The sequence below is a fragment of the Haemophilus sp. SZY H56 genome, assembly GCF_054332415.1.
This window is the reverse complement of the sequence record NZ_JBTGNX010000006.1, coordinates 147,590-166,813: the sequence shown is the minus strand read 5'-3', so window position 1 is coordinate 166,813 and position 19,224 is coordinate 147,590. Positions and strand designations below refer to the sequence as shown.

Sequence of the window (19,224 nt, the reverse complement as noted above, 5' to 3'; positions counted from 1 at the left end):
TAAAACAAGTCAATCAACAAGTGCCCACACAGATTGTCTGATATATTGTTAAAGAGCAAAAAAGAACGACGCACTGGATTTTATCATATTTCACAACAGTGCGTCGTTGTGTGGGGTGTATTATAGGGATTTTCAAAATCCTTGCAAGTACTTTTTGCAAATAATTTATCGTTTGTTGAAAATACATACACAAAAAATAAAATTACGCCAACAAATGGTTTATTTTTCTCCAAGTTTTGTAAATTGAAGCTTGCTTAAATCCACCAATGCATCTGGTTTAATATCGGCAATAGTACGATTGAACAGCCCGCAGCTTTGGCACGCTCAAGAGCATTTTTCATAAAGCCACGATCTTTTAATACATAAAGCTAGAATCACATCGGGCGTTTAATCGCTGGACCAACTTCCTCAATCGGGCAGATTGACACGGTTGAAAGGGTAAATGGCACGCCTTTTTTATCTGCCGCTTGTGCTGCTTGGACTTCCCCACGGCACGCATACATACCGCACGCCCCAAAGCGTGCAAGAATGGTCGAAATTGAAAGTTTTTCGCCAAATAACTCAATGCTGGTATCTAAGTCAAACATATCTTTTATGTACACGTTGTCTTAACGCAATATTTTCCAAATCGCTCATATTGCGGACAAGTGTTTGATCTGCATAAGAACCGCCATCGGCATAGTGTAACATAAAAGGAGGAACACGGCGACGTGCCGCTTCACAATAGTCGCTGACTGATGAAATAATCATTTTGACCTCTTTGAATTTTGTTAATAAATGAATTATCAAGGTATAACATAAACCCAATAAGATTAAATAATAATTATTTCTATTTTTAGACATTAATCACAATTTATTTTGCTGGAGAAAAAGAAAACCGCCTAAAAAAGCGGTTCTATAATAAAATCATTTGCACTATGACAACCGCTCACACTACCGTTAATAGTGTGAGCCTAGTCGCTAAGTCATGTAGAGCTAAGAGAATGATTTATATCCTAGATATACTGATTACAGTGTTCAATAAATTAGTCTAACTGCTGGAAAGGAGCTAGGGTAAAAACCTGTCCCCAACCTCCCAATATTGTATGTTGTATGCCATACCCTATAAAATATCAAGATTAGATATTTCTTTACATGGCAAGATTATTTCTTTGGATAAACATGTAACACCAATCCAAAAGGAGCTGAATTATACCTAACCGAGAGTAACTTGTTACCCTCGACAAACTGTTGATTTAGAGGAAATATTTGCAAATTTTTATTGCAAATAAAGAGCTTACCTCACTATTTTACTAACGGGTAATTACAAGCTTCTTGCATACCGTTTAAACAAGCGCTTTTAAACCACTTTTGTGCTAAAGAAATATTTTGCGGAACTGATTGTCCTAACGAGTACATAATCCCTAACATCGCCTGGGCCTCGGCAACACCTTGATTTGCTAACAATTGATACCACTTAAATGCTTGAGCATAGTCTTGTTTTTGATAATAGTATAAATATCCCAAGCTATACTAAGCTTTCACATCTCCTTGCTGAGCTAAATTCCAATACTTATTTATCTCATCACGACTATAATAATTACTTGTCGCCTCCGAAACTGGCTGAGCTAAATACTTTTATTCAGATGTTTTATTCCAATTTCCATAAGCCCAAAAACATAATTTGAAAAATGCCATTAACAAGAATAATTTTAAAAATTTTTTCATTTTGTTCCATTCCTTATTAAATTACTAGCTTTACAAGCATCTTGAATGTTATTTGCACAAGCCTTATCAAACCAATATAAAGCCTGTCTTCCATCTTCTTTAACCCCATTTCCCAAAGTATACGCAGCTCCGACTTGATATTGAGCATGAGGATAGTTTTGTATAGCTGCTTCTTTAAGCCATTTAAAAGCCTGCTTATAATCCTGATCTACTCCCAAACCAAATGAATACAGAATACCTATTTGATATTGGGCTGGAGCATAATTTTTCTCAGCCGATTTCAGATACCATTTTGCTGCAGTCGAAAAATCCATATTATTTTCAACAGCTTGTTTGCCCATATTAAATTGAGCTTCTGACGACCCGTTATTAGCAGCTTTCTCATAACATTCATTTGCTTTCTTGTTACTTTGAGTTACCCCCATTCCTGTTTCATACATAGTCCCAATTAAAAATAAAGCTGAAGGATCATCTTGATCTGCGATAGGTTTTAATAATTTAAAAACCTTCGCATAATCCCCTCTCTCCATAGCTTCTTCTATTTGGAGAAATTGAGCTTCATTGTTATTAGCATAAACTTGCTGAACATATCCAAAAGCAAAAATCATACTCAAAGAAGTCATTTTTAACCATTTCATTCAAAATTCCTTAATAATCTCTATTAAACTGAAATTGCTCTGTATCTGGCGAATAAGTTGCATATTTAGGGCAAATCGTTTCACCTTGTGGTAAGAAAGCTGTTACATACCCCGCTGCATAATAATCTGTGCGAGCTGGCTTGTATGCACACTCACCCTTTCCAGAATACGCATCATATTGCAAACCAATCAATTCCATTTTCCATACTCTTGGCTGTTTAGGCTTGGACTCACAAGCAGATAACGCAAAAACAGACAAAGCAACAACATCATATAATGCTAATTTTTTCATAAAGACCTCACAAAGATTTTGAATACAAATTGATTTAAAATTAGAATAATGATAATTTCGCCATAAAATTTATCCACCAACTCAAAAGCGATAAATTTACCTAAAAACATAGAAAATTAAACTAGGAGTATATGATGAGCGTTCACGATACCATTCGAACAATGAGAGAATTTAATCAATGGACGCAGGAAGATATGGCTGAAAAATTGAATATTTCGGTGAATGGTTATTCAAAAATTGAAAGAGGAAAATCTAAGCTAACCTTAGAAAAACTAGAGCAAATTGCGAATATCTTTAACATTAACGTTTCTGATCTTTACTCCGCTAAAGAAAAAGGATTTTTTTGTTTATTTAGTGAAAATAGTCAAAACAATTCAAATATCTATGCCAATACTGATGCAGTCGTCTTTGAAAATGAAAAATTATCACTCATAATTCAGCATAAAGATGAAATTATAAAAAGACAGGAAGATGAAATATCTACTTTAAGAGAGATGCTCAAATTACTGCAAAATAAATAAGACTCACTTTACAGATCTCTTTGACATCATCCTCGCCCTAAAGAGCAGGAATTTTAGTCTATTTTTATTACATCTAAAGATTCAAATCCCCATAGGTGTAAAGCTTTTTTAAATTGAGATTCTTCTAGAAAATGTTCAGTACAAAACATTTGATTATGTTTTTCACCTTGAGCTCGTACACTTTTACCATCGAGCAAATATTTTATCCGCTTAGCAATCGCCGCGCCAGGATCCATAAAATATTTAATTTGTGGCAAGCACAACTGAATTTCATCTTTGATGAGTGGAAAATGAGTACAACCTAAAACTAATGTATCTAAATCTGCCATGTCTGCCCACGGAGATAACTCATCTTTTAAACTGATTAGATCAACGGAATGACCACGAATTTTTTGCTCCGCAATTTCTACTAATTTTGTCGTTCCCAATCTCTCAACAATACAATCTTGCGCAAATTTATCAATTAAATCATCGACATAATGACGTTTTACCGTACCCTTTGTAGCTAATAAACCAATATGTTTTGTCTTTGTCATTTCTGATGCAGGTTTAATAGCGGGTACAGTCCCAATGATAGGAATATCAAAAGCAGCTCGCAAAGGCGGAAGCACAACTGTACTCGCTGTATTGCAAGCTATCACAATTGCATCTAATGGATAACGTTGATTAACAAGTTGGCAAACCGCTAAAGTGCGGTGAATAATACTTTCTTCTTCGCGTTCTGAATAAGGGAATCCCGCATTATCAAAACAATAGAGATAATGCCAATTGGGTAATAATTTTTTAGCTTCACGATATACGCTAAACCCACCCACTCCAGAATCAAAAAAGAGCACAGTTGGGCATTTTTCTTTTTTATTCATTTATAAAACTCTTTCAAAAATAACCGCACTTTAGGCATTCGAATAAATTTCTCGATTATTTAGCCAACGACGGATTAAACTTTCTGCCACATTCGGATATTTTACAATTAATGCTTTAGCATAATGTTGAACTGTTGGGATCATTTTACGATCACGCATTAAATTCGCCACTTTAAATTCGGCAATTCCTGTCTGTTTAGTGCCCAATACTTCACCAGGGCCGCGAATTTCTAAATCTTTCTCTGAAATCACAAAGCCATCTTGGCTATCACGCAATACCTGTAAACGTTTTTGCGACACTTTCCCCAACGGCGGTTTATACATTAAGACACAAAAAGACGCCGTACTGCCACGCCCTACTCGTCCACGTAACTGATGGAGTTGTGATAAGCCCAAACGCTCAGCATTTTCAATGATCATTAGACTGGCATTCGGCACATCCACGCCAACTTCAATCACGGTTGTAGCCACAAGCAAATCGAGTTCTGCATTTTTAAAGGCAGCCATAATATCTTGTTTTTCTTGTGGTTTCATTCGCCCATGTACAAGGCCAATTTTAAGCATCGGCAGCGCTTTCGTTAAATCTTCCCAAATGGCCTCGGCTGCTTGCGCTTCTAGCACTTCAGACTCATCAATTAATGTACAAACCCAATAAGCCTGACGTTTTTCATTAATACAGGCATTTTTGACTCGAGCAACGATTTCATCGCGACGCTCTTCAGAAATAACCACTGTCGTAATCGGTGTTCTACCTGGAGGTAATTCATCAATAATCGACGTATCAAGATCAGCATAAACCGTCATCGCTAATGTTCTTGGGATTGGTGTTGCTGTCATGATCAGTTGGTGCGGATAAAATCCTGCTTTTTCGCCTTTTTCTCGCAACATCAAACGTTGATGCACACCAAAACGATGCTGCTCATCAATAATCACCAAGGCTAAATCCGCAAATTCCACTTCTTCTTGGAATAAAGCATGTGTCCCCACCACCATTTGCACAGCACCCGATTTAATCTTTTCCAATTCGGTTTGGCGAGCTTTCCCTTTCACCTTACCCGCTAACCAGCCTACTTCAATACCAAAAGGTTCTAACCAACGGCGGAAATTATTCGCATGCTGTTCCGCTAAAATCTCTGTTGGCGCCATTAAAGCCACTTGTTTGCCATTATCAATCGCTAATAAGGCTGCTAAGGCTGCCACTAAGGTTTTCCCCGAACCAACATCCCCTTGAACAAGGCGCATCATTGGATAATCTTTCGCTAAATCCTGCTCAATATCCGCCACCACTCTATTTTGGGCATTCGTTAGTTGAAAAGGCAAAGATGTAAGAAAACGTTGCTTCAAATCGGTTTGATAATGCAATGGCAACGCTAAAAACTGCTGCGCACCCAACCGCACTTTTTGCATCGCAAGATTATGTGCAAGAAGCTCTTCAAAGATAAGTCGTTGCTGTGCGGGATGTTGTCCTTTCTCCAAAATATCTAACGAGATATCTGGCGGCGGACGATGCAGAAATCGAATAGCATCCTTTAAACTAAAAGGATGGGGATTAAATTCATTAGGTAAAATTTCCGTTAATTGGATTTTATCGAGTAAAACCAATGCTTGATCGGTTAGCTTACGTAATGAATTTTGCTTTAAACCTTCCGTTGTGGAATAAATAGGCGTGAGCGTTTCCTCTAAAACCAATGGCGCATTATCCCGTATGATTTGATATTCTGGATGATGAATTTCTGCCATAAAACGCCCGCGTTTAATTTCACCAAACGCTTTGACGCGCGTACCAATCTGAAAACTGTTTTTCATCCCCGCATTAAAATTGAAAAAACGGAGCATAATCTTGCTCGTTCCATCAGAAAGACTTACGGTTAAAATAGGACGGCGCCCAAAGGCAACTTCACAGGTTTGGACAACCCCTTCAATGGTGGCATATTGTTCAGGACGAAGATCAGCAATGGGTGTTATTCTCGTGCGATCTTCATAACGGATGGGTAAATGAAAAAGCAAGTCTTGGAGATTATGAATTCCAAGACGGCTTAATTTATCGGAGATTGCCGCGCCTACACCAGATAAAGTGGTTAGAGGAACGGCATCGAGAAGTTGCATGCTCATTATGCTTCATTAATATTGCGCTTCAAACGAATCACACTGGTAATTTGTTTGATTTTTCGCATAATGTTTTCTAAATGATAGATATCTCTCGCGCCAACTTGGATAATAACTAATAGCACATTATTCTCTAATTCTTCAGTCCAAATACTTTGAATATTACTTTCACAAGTCGCGACCGCTGTCATGAGACTACCTAATACATTTTGTTCATTAAGCATTTCAATGTGTAATTCGGCATCAAAATTGACCGCACTTTCAGCCTCTTCCCATTTTGCCGCGGTGAAATCTTTGGCATTACCTGACGTTAAATTAGAACAAGCTTGATGATGTACAACCACGCCTTTCTTCGCCGTACTTAATGCCACGATCGGATCACCCGGAATTGGATGACAACATTGAGCGAAAGACGCTTTCATTTCGCCATCTCGGCTTAACGTTAGCGTACTTTGTGTGTTTTCAGATACACCATCCACATCAATTTCAATGGCCTCATCCATTAATTGATGAGCAATGACACTCGACATTTGGTTACCTATGCCAATTTCCTCAAAAAGCTCATTGAGGCTTGAGAGATTCAATTCATTTAGTAACGCTTGGATTTTCTCTTCAGAAACCTCAGAGAGATAATGAGGTTTTAAGGCCATTTCTAGCTGTTTTTTACCCGTCTGAACCGCATCATCTGCACGCAATAATTTTAAGAAATGACGAATACGGGTTCTTGCGCGAGCCGTCACTACAAAGTTTAACCAGCTAACGCTTGGATGAGTATTTTCACTGGTCACAATCTCAACAGTTTGACCAGATTCTAAAGCTTGTGATAACGGATAAGGTTTATGCTCTACTACTGCCGCAACACAATGATTTCCCACATCAGAATGCACGGCATAAGCAAAATCGACAGCTGTTGCGCCCATTGGTAATTCAACGATACGACCTTTCGGCGTAAAGACATAGATTTCTTTCGGGAAAAATTCAGATTTTACGTTCTCAATAAACTCAAAGGAGTTACCCACGTTTTGTTGAATATCTACCAGGCTTTGTAACCAACGTTGTGCACGTACTTGAGCGGTGGTGCTATCGTTTTTACCACCTTCTTTATACACCCAATGAGCGGTAACTCCCATTTCAGCAACCTGTTCCATCTCTTCAGTTTGAAGATGAACTTCTACTGGGACACCATGAGGGCCAATCATTGAGGTCTGTAAAGCTTGGTAGCCATTTGCACGTGGCACGGCAATATAATCTTTCACTTTACCAGGACGAGGCTTATACAAACTATGCATTTGCCCCAACCCGCGATAGCAATCATCAACCGAATTCACAATAACGCGGAAAGCATAAATATCCATAATGGAATGGAATTTCTGATCTTTCATGCGCATTTTTTGGTAAATTTTATAGAGATGTTTTTCACGTCCCCAAATACGATTTGTAATGCCTACATTATCAAGACGTTGTGAAATATCATTAGAAATGCGTTGAATCAATTCTTGACGAGAGCCACGCGCTTGTTCGACGAGCTTTTTCAGTACTTCATAACGACGAGGATGCATTGCTTCAAAAGATAAATCTTCTAATTCATTCTTGATATGCTCAATGCCTAAACGGTGGGCTAATGGGCAGTAAATCTCTAGAGTTTCTTTTGCGATACGACGGCGTTTATCCGGACGCAATGAACCCAACGTTCGCATATTATGGGTACGGTCAGCCAGTTTGATTAAGACGACACGAATATCTCGAGTCATCGCTAAAATCATTTTGCGGAAGTTTTCAACCTGTGCTTCTTGGCGGGTACGGAATTTCAATTTATCTAGTTTCGATACGCCGTCAACAATTTCGGCTACGCTAGCACCAAATTCATCTTTTAATTGGGATTCGGTATAAGGGGTATCTTCGATAACATCGTGCAATAACGCGGCCATGATTGCTTCATGGTCTAAATGCATTTCCGCAATAATTGAAGCTACTGCAACAGGGTGAGTAATGTAAGGTTCGCCGCTTGAGCGAAATTGTCCTTCGTGAGCATCTCGCGCAATGACGAATGCACGTTTGATTAATTCAATTTTATCGGCGGGCAAATACCCCTGAATAATTCGATCTAAATCTGCAAACAATTCCAAAGGACACCTGACTTTTTGTAGAGAGAAAGACTAGGCGATCAAAATAGCTTTAATTTTGACCGCTCTTTAATGAGATTATTCTGCGATTAACGCTACAGCCACTTCTTCATTACGTTGAGAAACTGCCGCATCTAAATACTCTTTTGCATCCATGATTTCTTGGTTGATTAACCCTTTTTCGATTTCACGTAATGCGATTACTGTTGGTTTATCGTTATCTTCCGGCACTAACGGCTCACTTTGATGTAACTCTAATTGTCTCGCACGACGAGCGGCGGTTAAAATTAAATCAAAACGGTTACCAATTTTTTCTACTGCATCTTGCACAGTCACTCGAGCCATGTTTTACTCCGATGTTAAAAATAATGTCTATAAAGGGAAAATATTGTACTCAATTCAAGCTTATTTTGCTAGTAGCTGATGAATTAAGTCCGCATTTTCTGTTTGTTGATAAGCTTTGGTCAAGCGTTCCGCCTGCAAAATGCTTTGTAAATCTGCCAATGCCTGTTCAAAATTATCGTTCACAATAACATAATCATATTCATCATAATGCGAAATTTCGCTGATTGCTTTTGACATTCGCTCAGCAATGACCTCTTTGCTATCCTGCCCACGTCCAACCAAACGACGTTCTAATTCAGGCAATGATGGCGGCAAAATGAAAATACTTTTTATAGAAGGTACTTTTTGACGAATTTGCTGTGCACCTTGCCAATCAATATCTAAAAACACATCAATGCCTTTTGCTAAGTTTTCTTCAATTGCTGGCAATGAAGTGCCGTAATAATTGCCACCAAACACTTTTGCGTATTCTAAGAAATGGCCTTTTTCAATTAAGGTTTCAAATTCTTCTACTGAAACAAAATAATAATGCACTCCATGACTTTCGCCTGGTCGAGGTGAACGTGTCGTGTGTGAAATAGACACCATTTTTTTCGTGCCTTGATTTTTTTCTAATAACGCGGAAATTAATGATGACTTGCCCGCCCCACTCGGTGCAGAAAGAATATATAAATTACCTTGAGACATAATTGAAACCTCTTGTTGTTGTTTGTTTTTATTATACAAAAAGAAAATGAAAAGTGCGGTCAAATTTTCATTTGTTTTTACAAATCATTAAAAAGTGATCGAGATCACAAAAAAGTGGTATATACCCTTTTTTTTATCAAAATGCCCATGCTATAATCGACCGGAACTCGTTAGAGCAACGATTTTGTTTAACTTAAAAAATAGAAGGTGAAAATCTTATGGCTATTAAAATTGGTATCAACGGTTTCGGCCGTATCGGTCGTATCGTATTCCGTGCAGCACAACATCGTGATGACATCGAAGTTGTAGGTATCAACGACTTAATCGACGTTGAATACATGGCTTACATGTTGAAATACGATTCAACTCACGGTCGTTTTGACGGTACTGTTGAAGTTAAAGACGGTAACTTAGTCGTAAACGGTAAAACTATCCGTGTTACTTCTGAACGTGATCCTGCAAACCTTAACTGGGGTGCGATCGGCGTTGATGTTGCAGTTGAAGCAACAGGTTTATTCTTAACTGATGAAACAGCACGCAAACACATCACTGCTGGTGCGAAAAAAGTCGTATTAACAGGCCCTTCTAAAGATAGCACACCAATGTTTGTACGTGGTGTAAACTTCGGTGCATACGCAGGTCAAGATATCGTGTCTAATGCTTCTTGTACGACAAACTGTTTAGCACCTTTAGCACGTGTTGTTCACGAAACTTTCGGTATTAAAGATGGTTTAATGACCACTGTTCACGCAACCACAGCAACTCAAAAAACGGTTGATGGTCCATCAGCTAAAGACTGGCGCGGTGGTCGTGGTGCATCACAAAACATCATCCCTTCATCTACTGGTGCAGCGAAAGCAGTGGGTAAAGTATTACCAGCATTAAACGGTAAATTAACTGGTATGGCGTTCCGTGTTCCTACTCCAAACGTTTCTGTAGTTGACTTAACTGTAAACTTAGAAAAACCAGCAACTTATGAACAAATCAAACAAGCAATTAAAGATGCAGCGGAAGGTAAAACTTTCAACGGTGAATTAAAAGGCGTTTTAGGTTACACTGAAGATGCTGTAGTTTCTACTGACTTCAACGGTTGTGCTTTAACTTCTGTATTTGATGCTAATGCGGGTATCGCATTAACTGATTCTTTCGTTAAATTAGTATCTTGGTACGATAACGAAACTGGTTACTCAAACAAAGTATTAGACTTAGTTGCACACGTTTACAACTACAAAGGCTAATCAAAATCGCTAAAAAATTAACCGCTCTTTTTAGAGCGGTTTTTTTATTTCCAATTCATTTCACTTAATCAATATTTTTAAATTCTTTATTTCTCATCCAGAGATAAAAATAGAAAATAAATATGTCTATTATTTATTCTATATTCACAAAATAACAACATTTCACTAGATTTTAAATTTATTTCGTTTATATTAGCGTACACTTGTTCGCTCAAATAAGGCTTATATGAATTTAGAACGTCATTTCGTCAATCGAATTCGCCAACAGGCAAAAACTCGTCAAAATGCAACCGCACTTCGCCATAAAATTAATGGCTTATGGAAAGATATTTCGTGGAACGCATTTCAACAACAGCTTGATCAGCTGTCATTAGCTTTTCTTGCTTGTAACATTCAAGCACAAGATAAAATTGCGATTTTTGCACAGAATATGTCACGTTGGACAATCGCAGATATTGCGGCACTTCAAGTCCGCGCTATAACTGTTCCAATTTATGCAACCAATACCGCACAACAAGCTGAATTTATTTTAAATCATGCCGATGTCAAAATTCTGTTTGTCGGTGATCAAGAACAATATGATCAAGCGTTAGAAATTGCGCATCAATGTCCACAATTACAAAAAATTGTGGCCATGAAAGAACAAATTCAATTGAGTGAAAATACTCTTTCTTGCCATTGGGACGATTTAATTAAATTAGGCAAAGCCGAATTTCAGGCTGAATTTGAAACTCGCTTAGCAAATAAAACGATGGATGATTTATTCACGATCATCTACACCTCAGGCACAACAGGTGAACCAAAAGGCGTCATGCTTGATTACAGTAACTTGGCGCATCAACTTGAAGCCCATGATATGGCATTAGATGTTAATCAAGATGAGGTTTCACTTTCTTTTTTACCGTTTAGCCACATTTTTGAGCGTGCTTGGATTGCCTATGTATTACATCGCGGAGCAATTCTTTGCTATCTCGAAGACACCAATCAAGTACGTGAAGCATTAACGGAAGTACGTCCAACCTTTATGTGTGCAGTACCGCGTTTCTATGAAAAAATTTATTCTGCTGTGCTTGATAAAGTTCAAAAAGCGCCTTTTATTCGTCAGATGATTTTCCACTGGGCGATTACAGTGGGACAAAAACGTTTTGATCTTCTCTCTCAAAATAAAAAAGTCCCGTTCTTCTTGCAAAAACGCTATGCATTGGCCGATAAGCTGGTACTTTCTAAACTGCGTTCATTGTTAGGCGGACGAATTAAAATGATGCCTTGCGGTGGCGCAAAATTAGAACCAAGCATTGGGCTTTTCTTCCATAGCATTGGGATTAATATCAAACTCGGTTACGGCATGACAGAAACCACGGCAACCGTTTCTTGTTGGGATGACCATCATTTTAATCCGAATTCTATCGGTAAATTGATGCCAAATGCAGAAGTTAAAATTGGTGAAAATAACGAGATTCTGGTGCGTGGTGGCATGGTAATGAAAGGCTACTATAAAAAACCTGAAGAAACGGCTCAAGCCTTCACTGAAGATGGGTTCTTGAAAACGGGAGATGCGGGTGAATTTGATGCTGAAGGTAATTTATTTATTACCGACCGCATTAAAGAATTGATGAAAACCTCTAACGGTAAATACATTGCACCACAATATATCGAAGGTAAAATCGGTAAAGATAAATTTATCGAGCAAATCGCGATTATTGCTGATGCCAAAAAGTATGTTTCTGCCTTAATCGTACCTTGTTTTGATAGCGTAGAAGAATATGCGAAAAAACTGAATATTAAGTATCAAGATCGCATGGAATTACTCAAACACTCTGAAATTATCAAGATGTTTGAACAGCGTATTGAGAGCCTTCAAAAGGAACTCGCTCACTTCGAGCAAGTGAAGAAATTTACGCTACTCTCTCAAGCATTTAGCGTCAAACTTGGTGAAATCACCCCTACGCTCAAATTACGCCGAAAAGTGATTATGGAACGCTATCATCACATCATTGACTCGATGTATTCCAGCAATAAAGAGAACAAGGAAAATAAAGAATAAAAAAAAGTGCGGTGAATTTTTCACCGCACTTTTTAGTTTAACAAAAATGATTTATTCGACTTCGACCAGCACACCTTCTTGGTGAGGTTTCAATACACCGACCTCACTAAGCTCGATACCGGCTTTTTTCGCAATCTCTAAGATTTCCGCTTCACTTTCAGGTTTAACCGCAATCAATAAGCCACCTGAAGTTTGAGGATCGCAAAGTACCGCCTTTTGATAATCCGTAAGAGGACCGATTTTATGGCCATAGCTTTCAAAGTTACGATTGGTTCCACCTGGTACACAACCTTCAGCAATATAATCCGCTACGCCATCTAATAATTTGATTTTATCAAAATGCACAACCGCATTAAGATTTGAGCCTTCACAGATTTCAGCCAAGTGTCCTAATAAACCAAAGCCAGTGACATCCGTCATGGCGGTTACACCAGCAACTTCCGCAAATTGGCTACCAATCAGGTTCATTTGACACATGGCTGCCGTTGCTAAGCCTTGGTGTTCTGGTTTTAACTTGCCTTTTTTCTCTGCAGTAGTTAGCACACCGATACCTAATGGTTTGGTTAAATAAAGCTTACAATTTGCTTCTGCTGAGGCATTCCGTTTTACACGATCCGTTGCAATCACACCCGTTACAGCTAAACCAAAAATGGGTTCTGGGGCATCAATCGAGTGACCTCCAGCAAGGGAAATCCCCGCTTGATGACAAGCAAAACGGCCACCATCAACTATTTTCTGTGCCACTTCTGCCGGCAATTTATTAATCGGAAAACCTAAAATAGCAATCGCCATAATTGGCTTTCCGCCCATTGCGAAAATATCACTAATGGCATTGGTTGCGGCAATACGGCCAAAATCAAAAGGATCGTCCACAATCGGCATAAAGAAATCCGTGGTACTGATAATTGCAGTACCATTACCAAGATCATAAACCGCTGCGTCATCCGCTGTTTCGTTCCCGACCAATAAATTCGGATCGGTAAATTTTTCGATTTCTGTCTGTAAAATTGTCCCTAACACCTTAGGCGAAATTTTACAGCCTCAACCTGCGCCGTGGCTATATTGTGTTAAACGAATCTCACCCGTCATGCTAAATCCTTACTAAAATCACATACCTTTTAAACTAAAAGTGCGGTCAGAAAATTTGGCGTTTATGACGCCAACTTCTCCACTTTCGCTTGTTTAATCATATTATCGCTGACTTCCAAAATCGTAATTTGCAAGCCATCAATTTCACAAACTGTTCCTTCATCAGGAATATCTTCAAGATGCTCAAGAATCAAACCATTAAAGGTTCGAGCATCTTCTGTATCTAATTCCCAACCGAACATTTTATTTAAATCACGAAGATTTGCTGAGCCTTCAATAATCATTGAACCATCAGATTGATGCACCACTTCTTGCTCAATAGATGGCGCCATGGAAGTGGTGAAATCACCTACAATTTCTTCCAAAATATCTTCAAGTGTGACTAACCCTTTGATATCACCATATTCATCCACCACTAATCCAATACGTTCTTTTTTCGTACGAAAGTTAGCTAATTGCATTTTAAGTGGTGTTCCCTCTGGAATGAAATATACTTCATCCACTGCACGTAATAACGTTTCTTTTGTAAATTCATTCTTTTCTAATAATAGCCGGAAGGCTTCACGTACTCGTAAAATCCCTAGTACTTGGTCATCAAGACTGCCTTTGTATAAGACAATTCGGTTATGGGGTGCATGGTTGAGTTGACGCATAATGGCTTTCCAATCATCGTCAATATCGATTCCGCCAATTTCATTACGTGGCACCATAATATCATCAACGGTAACCGTTTCCATATCTAAAATAGAAAGTAGCATTTGTGGATGCTGTTCATCTGGCGTGGCTTCACCTGCTTCAGAAACGATACTTCTCAGTTCCTCACGACTAATCACCTGTTTTTGCAAATCGAGTTTTAATCCAACCATTCGCATTAAAGTTTTGGTAAAAATATTCATCAACCATACTAATGGATAGAATACTTTTAACAATAACGACAAAATGTGACTTGAAAATAATCCCACTTTCTCTGGGTGCATTGCCGCAACCGTTTTAGGAAATATTTCAGAAAAAACAAGCATCACAAAAGTTAATAAACCTGTTGCGATTGCTACCCCCGCATCACCATATAAACGCATACCAATCATGGTTGCAATAGCTGACGCACTGATATTCACAAGGTTATTAAAGATCAGAATGAAACTTAACAAGGTATCAGGCTTTTCAAGCAGTTTTTCTGCTTTTTGCGCGCCTTTATTGCCTTGTTCCGCCAGAAAGCGAAGACGATATTTATTAAGAGACAGTAGACCAGTTTCCGATCCTGAAAAATAGGCAGATAAAATTAAACAAATAATCAGTGTAATAAATAAAGTACTAAGGGGAATACTATCCAAGGGAAAATCCTTTTGTTCGTTAATCAACAAAAAGTGCGGTTATTTTTTACCGCACTTTTTACTTGTTTTTGATTTTTACTAAATCAAACGACTACTAAAATAGCCAATCGTGAGCAGAATGATACCCGAAATTGCGTAAATAATCATCCTTTTTCCACGCCAGCCTAGTCGCCAATGACCAAAACAAGCTATACCAAAACTAATCCAAGCAAGGAAAGAGAAAATTGCTTTGTGCAGATTTTCTAGGGTCACTGCTTGTAACACATGATAAGTACCCGAAATTAAAGTCAGTGTGAGTAAAACTTCTCCCATCGCAAATAAAAAGAAGAAATGACGTTCTACTGCCATCAATGGTGGAATTGCTGGTGAAAATTGGATTTTACGCTTTTTCAAATTACGGTCTAACCACACCAACTGGATCACATAAAGCGTTGCAATAAAACAAACTGCATAGGTAAACAGCGACAAGCCAATATGGAACAACATCAATGTATTTTGATTAAGCATTTGAATAATGTGGCTTGATAAGAATGTCGCAAAGATTAAGCTAATGATCGAAAAAGCATACACGATTGGTAAAACAAACCACATCGTGGAAACAAGAAACATTGAAAGCGTCGCTAAGGCAGCAATTTAAATGCCAAGATGGCGAAAAAGTGTTTAAAGCCTTATGGGATTTAGGAATTATTCTGCGCGACCAAAATAAAACGTTAAATTTACAAGACTGCATTCGTATCACCGTTGGCACAAAAGAAGAATGTGAACGTGTGGTTGAAGCCATCAAACAAATTAACTAATACACAGGAGAACAGCCCATGCAACCTATTCTTTTCATTGCCCGCGATGGTACCTTGATTGATGAGCCAAAAACTGATTTTCAAATTGATAGCCTTGAAAAACTTAAATTCGAGCCGAACGTCATTCCGGCGATGCTGAAATTGAAAGAAAAATACCGTTTTGTGATGGTGTCCAATCAAGACGGGCTAGGCACGGATTCTTTTCCGCAAGAAGATTTCGACAAGCCGCATAACGCCATGATGGCGCTGTTTAAATCGCAAGGCATTGAATTTGACGACGTACTGATTTGCCCGCACAAACCGGAAGATAACTGCGCCTGCCGCAAGCCGAAAACCAAGTTGCTGAAAAAATACATCCAAAAAAACTTGTTCGATCCTGACCGCTCTTTTGTGATTGGCGACCGAGCTACCGACGTACAGTTGGCGGAAAATCTCGGCATTCGCGCACTGCAATATCACCCTGAAAAATTAAACAGGGATCTGATCGCAGAAAAACTGCTCGGCGACCCCATCAGCAACATCGGCAACCGCCCACCTCGCTACGCAGAAATCGCCCGCAAAACTAAAGAAACAGACATCAAGGTTCAAGTATGGTTGGACGAAACGGGCGTGAACCAAATCAGTACGGGTGTGGGCTTTTTCGACCACATGCTCGATCAAATCGCTACCCACGGCGGTTTCCGCATGAACGTACAATGCAACGGCGATTTGTGGATCGACGAACACCATACAGTGGAAGATACTGCCCTCGCTCTCGGGCAAGCATTGAAACAAGCCCTTGGCGACAAACGCGGCATCGCCCGCTTCGGCTTTGTGCTCCCGATGGATGAATGCCGCGCCGAATGCGCCTTAGATTTATCCGGCAGACCTTGGATCAAATTCAACGCCAAATTCAAACGGGACAAAGTGGGCGATTTCAGCACAGAACTCACCGAACACTTCTTCCAATCCCTTGCGTTCTCGCTACTCGCCACGCTACACTTAAAAGCCATCGGCGACAACGACCACCATAAAATTGAAAGTTTGTTTAAAGTGTTTGGGCGGACGTTGAGACAGGCGGTGAGAATTGAGGGGGAGGAGTTGCCGAGTAGTAAGGGCGTGTTATGATTTGTAGGGCTGGCCCTGTGCCCGTCCGAAATTACTAATTTTGAGAATTTTTTTAGAAATTGATCTTTTAAAACCATAAATAGGAAACTTAAAAATGCAAGTAGAGACTGAAATAGATGGGAAAATACGAGGATTAATAGAATCTGATATCAGTAAAAAATCTAATAGGAGATGTTGTAGTGCTCGAGAATTATTTGGGATAGAGTGCAGTAAAAAAATTATAGAATCTCATACGTTATCAAAAAGTGGTTCTTTAAAGACAATTATGAATAAACAAAATAAAGTATGTGGGATTAATTTAACCTTTAATGCTTTAGAAAAAAATGGTGGCTATTTTGATATTTCTGAGTTTGGTATAAATAAAGCATCTACTTTTAAGGGATTTTGCTCTGAGCATGATAAAAAATTATTTTCTATCTTTGAAGATAGTCCCATTATTCCCACTAAGGAACAATTATGCATGCTATCTTACAGAGGTATATGTAGGGAATTGTATACAAAAGAAAATGAATCAAATACAGGATTATTACATAATATGTGTGATTTTTCTGTGTTTTCTGATTCTCCAATATTACCTATAGTAAAAAATATAATCTCAAAGAGAGATGAACTGTTGGGTATAGGATTAACAGAAATTAAAAATACTTATCATGAATTAAATAATATTATTTCAAATAATAGGTTTGACGATCTTGAATATTTCGTAATAAGTTTATCATATCCGTCAAAAGTGCTATGTAGTGGTGCAATTGTTCCAGATAGGGATTTTAATAATAAAATTCTTAAAGATTTATCTAATAAAAATGAAAAGGCGGAACATCTTTTTTTTAATATTATAAATTATGAAGATAGAGGTATGTGTATTTTTTCTTGGATTAAGAAAGAAGAGAATAAATATTTCTATGATTTTATTAAGACATTAGTTCAGCGGAAGCATAGAATTGAAGATAATCTTGTGAATTTTGTATTTTCTTATTTTGAAAATACGTACTTTTCTCCTGATTGGTGGAAGGGGCTTACAGAAGAGAAAAAGAATGAAATACAAAGAAAGATAATGGAATATGACGGATGTCATAATTTGGCTGAACATAAGATAAAAAATTATTTAGCTTTTAAAATAGATAAATATAATTATTTAAAATAAGTGAGATTTACAGTGACCAATATCACAATCATCAACACCGGCTGCGCTAACCTCTCCTCCGTCAAATTCGCCTTTGACCGCTTGGGTTATCGCGCTGAAATTACGCGAGATATTCACAAAATCCAAGCTGCCGATAAATTGTTGTTGCCCGGTGTGGGCACGGCGATGGCAGCGATGCGGAATTTGCAGGAGCGCAAGCTAATTGATTGCATCCGCAACGCCACCCAACCGATGCTCGGTATTTGCTTGGGTATGCAGCTGATGACCAAATTTTCTACCGAAGGTAATGTGGCAACGCTCGGCTTAATGAACGGGCAGACGAATCTTATCCCTGACAGTGGGTTGCCGTTGCCGCACATGGGCTGGAACAAGGTGCGTTATATGCCAGACCATCCGCTGTTTGCCGGCATAGAACAATACAGCCATTTTTATTTCGTACACAGCTACGCCGTGCAACCCAATGAAAACACAATTGCGACAAGCTGTTACGGCATGTACTTCTCCGCTGCCATTGCCAATAAAAATTTCTACGGCGTACAGTTCCACCCGGAACGCTCGGGCAAAAACGGCGCGATGTTGTTGAGGAATTTTGTGGAGAATATTTGATTTTTCGATCGGGGTCGGAAAGTTGAGATAGTGTAATTGCCGTTTCTTTCCGCCTAGGGTAACAAGTTACCCTAGGTTAAGCATAATTCTACCCTGTTAGGGTAGTAGTTAGAGGAAAGAATGAGTTATACACGTTTGTTTTATCATATTATTTTTCGAACTAAACACGGTGTTCATGCTATTAATGAGGAAAATGAACAGGTTTTATACCGTTATATTTGGGGATTTGTAAAGGAACATAGCTCTATTTTATATCGAATTAATGGGATGCCAGATCATCTTCATTTATTTGTAGAGCTACACCAAACAATTTCAGTTGCTGAATTTGTGCGTAAATTAAAGAAAGCAACACATCTATTTTTAGACGCAAATAAAGACTTATTTCCTGATTTTACAGCATGGTCTGTTGGATATTGTGCATTAAGTTATGGTGAATTAGAGAAAAATAAGATCATCAACTATATTAAAAATCAAAAGGTACATCATCAGACAAGCGATTTTAAAAATGAAATGAAAACATTATTTCAAAATGAAGGAATTAAATTTAATCCCACGTTTTTTGAAGACAATCTATAACTGCCCTAAC

General features: G+C 38.4%; 17 protein-coding genes and 3 pseudogenes. 8 read left to right on the top strand and 12 right to left on the bottom strand.

Annotation, left to right across the window (positions count from 1 at the left end; genetic code table 11):
- Positions 1–281: 281 nt before the first annotated feature.
- The 4 genes and pseudogenes from ACXVWP_RS06515 to ACXVWP_RS06500 all read right to left on the bottom strand — a co-directional run.
- Positions 282–750 (bottom strand): annotated as a pseudogene (locus ACXVWP_RS06515) (alpha-hydroxy-acid oxidizing protein); the annotation flags it as partial.
- A gap of 534 nt (positions 751–1,284) precedes the next feature.
- Positions 1,285–1,506, bottom strand: a complete 222-nt coding sequence (locus ACXVWP_RS06510; protein WP_128787055.1) for a tetratricopeptide repeat protein — start codon at positions 1,504–1,506, stop codon at positions 1,285–1,287.
- Between the two features lie 197 nt (positions 1,507–1,703).
- Positions 1,704–2,345, bottom strand: a complete 642-nt coding sequence (locus ACXVWP_RS06505) for a tetratricopeptide repeat protein (RefSeq protein ID WP_128787054.1) — start codon at positions 2,343–2,345, stop codon at positions 1,704–1,706.
- A gap of 10 nt (positions 2,346–2,355) precedes the next feature.
- Positions 2,356–2,637, bottom strand: coding sequence for a hypothetical protein (locus ACXVWP_RS06500; protein ID WP_297569966.1), 282 nt, complete (start codon positions 2,635–2,637; stop codon positions 2,356–2,358).
- Between the two features lie 134 nt (positions 2,638–2,771).
- Between ACXVWP_RS06500 and ACXVWP_RS06495 the strand changes: the two genes are divergently transcribed.
- Positions 2,772–3,158 (top strand): helix-turn-helix domain-containing protein, encoded by a 387-nt coding sequence (locus ACXVWP_RS06495; protein ID WP_128787993.1) that lies wholly within the window; start codon positions 2,772–2,774, stop codon positions 3,156–3,158.
- A 53-nt stretch (positions 3,159–3,211) separates the two neighbouring features.
- On the opposite strand, the gene murI is transcribed toward ACXVWP_RS06495, so the two are convergent.
- The 5 genes from murI to gmk form a co-directional block, all read right to left on the bottom strand.
- A complete protein-coding gene (gene murI, locus ACXVWP_RS06490) occupies positions 3,212–4,021 on the bottom strand; it encodes a glutamate racemase (protein ID WP_128787052.1) in 810 nt (269 codons plus the stop codon).
- Positions 4,022–4,051: 30 nt separating this feature from the next.
- A complete protein-coding gene (recG, locus tag ACXVWP_RS06485; RefSeq protein WP_128787051.1) occupies positions 4,052–6,133 on the bottom strand; it encodes an ATP-dependent DNA helicase RecG in 2,082 nt (693 codons plus the stop codon).
- On the bottom strand, positions 6,133–8,253 hold the full coding sequence (gene spoT, locus ACXVWP_RS06480; protein WP_128787050.1) for a bifunctional GTP diphosphokinase/guanosine-3',5'-bis pyrophosphate 3'-pyrophosphohydrolase: 2,121 nt from the start codon (positions 8,251–8,253) through the stop codon (positions 6,133–6,135). The genes recG and spoT overlap by 1 nt, the downstream gene beginning before the upstream one ends.
- Positions 8,254–8,328: 75 nt before the next feature.
- A complete protein-coding gene (rpoZ, locus tag ACXVWP_RS06475; RefSeq protein ID WP_289901387.1) occupies positions 8,329–8,595 on the bottom strand; it encodes a DNA-directed RNA polymerase subunit omega in 267 nt (88 codons plus the stop codon).
- Positions 8,596–8,655: 60 nt separating this feature from the next.
- Entirely contained in the window at positions 8,656–9,282 is a 627-nt protein-coding gene (gene gmk, locus ACXVWP_RS06470) for a guanylate kinase (protein ID WP_369866746.1), read from the bottom strand.
- Between the two features lie 218 nt (positions 9,283–9,500).
- Between gmk and gap the strand changes: the two genes are divergently transcribed.
- Both gap and ACXVWP_RS06460 read left to right on the top strand, forming a co-directional pair.
- Complete coding sequence (gene gap, locus ACXVWP_RS06465) at positions 9,501–10,520, top strand: type I glyceraldehyde-3-phosphate dehydrogenase (RefSeq protein ID WP_128787049.1); 1,020 nt, start codon at positions 9,501–9,503, stop codon at positions 10,518–10,520.
- 226 nt (positions 10,521–10,746) lie between these two features.
- Positions 10,747–12,564, top strand: a complete 1,818-nt coding sequence (locus ACXVWP_RS06460; protein ID WP_128787048.1) for an AMP-dependent synthetase/ligase — start codon at positions 10,747–10,749, stop codon at positions 12,562–12,564.
- Between the two features lie 51 nt (positions 12,565–12,615).
- Here ACXVWP_RS06460 and selD read toward each other — a convergent pair whose 3' ends face one another.
- From selD to ACXVWP_RS06445, 3 genes and pseudogenes are all read right to left on the bottom strand, one after another.
- Positions 12,616–13,653 carry a selenide, water dikinase SelD gene (gene selD, locus ACXVWP_RS06455; RefSeq protein ID WP_289901389.1) on the bottom strand — a complete coding sequence of 346 codons (1,038 nt, stop codon included), beginning with the start codon at positions 13,651–13,653 and terminating at the stop codon, positions 12,616–12,618.
- Between the two features lie 62 nt (positions 13,654–13,715).
- The gene (locus ACXVWP_RS06450) at positions 13,716–14,984 is read right to left on the bottom strand and encodes an HlyC/CorC family transporter (protein WP_128787046.1); all 1,269 of its coding nucleotides are present in this window, start codon (positions 14,982–14,984) and stop codon (positions 13,716–13,718) included.
- A 78-nt stretch (positions 14,985–15,062) separates the two neighbouring features.
- A pseudogene (locus tag ACXVWP_RS06445) lies at positions 15,063–15,617 on the bottom strand (cytochrome C assembly family protein); the annotation flags it as partial.
- 2 nt (positions 15,618–15,619) lie between these two features.
- Between ACXVWP_RS06445 and ACXVWP_RS06440 the strand changes: the two are divergent.
- From ACXVWP_RS06440 to tnpA, 5 genes and pseudogenes are all read left to right on the top strand, one after another.
- Positions 15,620–15,781: pseudogene (locus ACXVWP_RS06440) on the top strand (histidinol-phosphate transaminase); the annotation flags it as partial.
- Between the two features lie 18 nt (positions 15,782–15,799).
- Entirely contained in the window at positions 15,800–16,888 is a 1,089-nt protein-coding gene (hisB, locus tag ACXVWP_RS06435; RefSeq protein ID WP_297569957.1) for a bifunctional histidinol-phosphatase/imidazoleglycerol-phosphate dehydratase HisB, read from the top strand.
- Positions 16,889–16,982: 94 nt separating this feature from the next.
- Positions 16,983–18,032, top strand: a complete 1,050-nt coding sequence (locus ACXVWP_RS06430; protein ID WP_369866747.1) for a cytoplasmic protein — start codon at positions 16,983–16,985, stop codon at positions 18,030–18,032.
- A 12-nt stretch (positions 18,033–18,044) separates the two neighbouring features.
- Positions 18,045–18,638 carry an imidazole glycerol phosphate synthase subunit HisH gene (gene hisH / locus ACXVWP_RS06425; RefSeq protein WP_289901391.1) on the top strand — a complete coding sequence of 198 codons (594 nt, stop codon included), beginning with the start codon at positions 18,045–18,047 and terminating at the stop codon, positions 18,636–18,638.
- A gap of 120 nt (positions 18,639–18,758) precedes the next feature.
- Positions 18,759–19,214 (top strand): IS200/IS605 family transposase, encoded by a 456-nt coding sequence (gene tnpA, locus ACXVWP_RS06420; RefSeq protein ID WP_289901392.1) that lies wholly within the window; start codon positions 18,759–18,761, stop codon positions 19,212–19,214.
- The last annotated feature ends 10 nt before the right edge of the window (positions 19,215–19,224 follow it).

Excerpts from the sequence above, each read along its gene's own strand:
- murI (WP_128787052.1), bottom strand. The coding sequence starts at position 4,021 with ATGAATAAAAAAGAAAAATGCCCAACTGTGCTCTTTTTTGATTCTGGA.
- gmk (WP_369866746.1), bottom strand. The coding sequence starts at position 9,282 with ATGTCTCAAGGTAATTTATATATTCTTTCTGCACCGAGTGGGGCGGGC.
- recG (WP_128787051.1), bottom strand. The coding sequence starts at position 6,133 with ATGAGCATGCAACTTCTCGATGCCGTTCCTCTAACCACTTTATCTGGT.
- hisB (WP_297569957.1), top strand. The coding sequence starts at position 15,800 with ATGCAACCTATTCTTTTCATTGCCCGCGATGGTACCTTGATTGATGAG.
- ACXVWP_RS06430 (WP_369866747.1), top strand. The coding sequence starts at position 16,983 with ATGCAAGTAGAGACTGAAATAGATGGGAAAATACGAGGATTAATAGAA.
- tnpA (WP_289901392.1), top strand. The coding sequence starts at position 18,759 with ATGAGTTATACACGTTTGTTTTATCATATTATTTTTCGAACTAAACAC.
- rpoZ (WP_289901387.1), bottom strand. The coding sequence starts at position 8,595 with ATGGCTCGAGTGACTGTGCAAGATGCAGTAGAAAAAATTGGTAACCGT.
- ACXVWP_RS06495 (WP_128787993.1), top strand. The coding sequence starts at position 2,772 with ATGAGCGTTCACGATACCATTCGAACAATGAGAGAATTTAATCAATGG.
- ACXVWP_RS06460 (WP_128787048.1), top strand. The coding sequence starts at position 10,747 with ATGAATTTAGAACGTCATTTCGTCAATCGAATTCGCCAACAGGCAAAA.
- ACXVWP_RS06505 (WP_128787054.1), bottom strand. The coding sequence starts at position 2,345 with ATGAAATGGTTAAAAATGACTTCTTTGAGTATGATTTTTGCTTTTGGA.
- ACXVWP_RS06500 (WP_297569966.1), bottom strand. The coding sequence starts at position 2,637 with ATGAAAAAATTAGCATTATATGATGTTGTTGCTTTGTCTGTTTTTGCG.
- gap (WP_128787049.1), top strand. The coding sequence starts at position 9,501 with ATGGCTATTAAAATTGGTATCAACGGTTTCGGCCGTATCGGTCGTATC.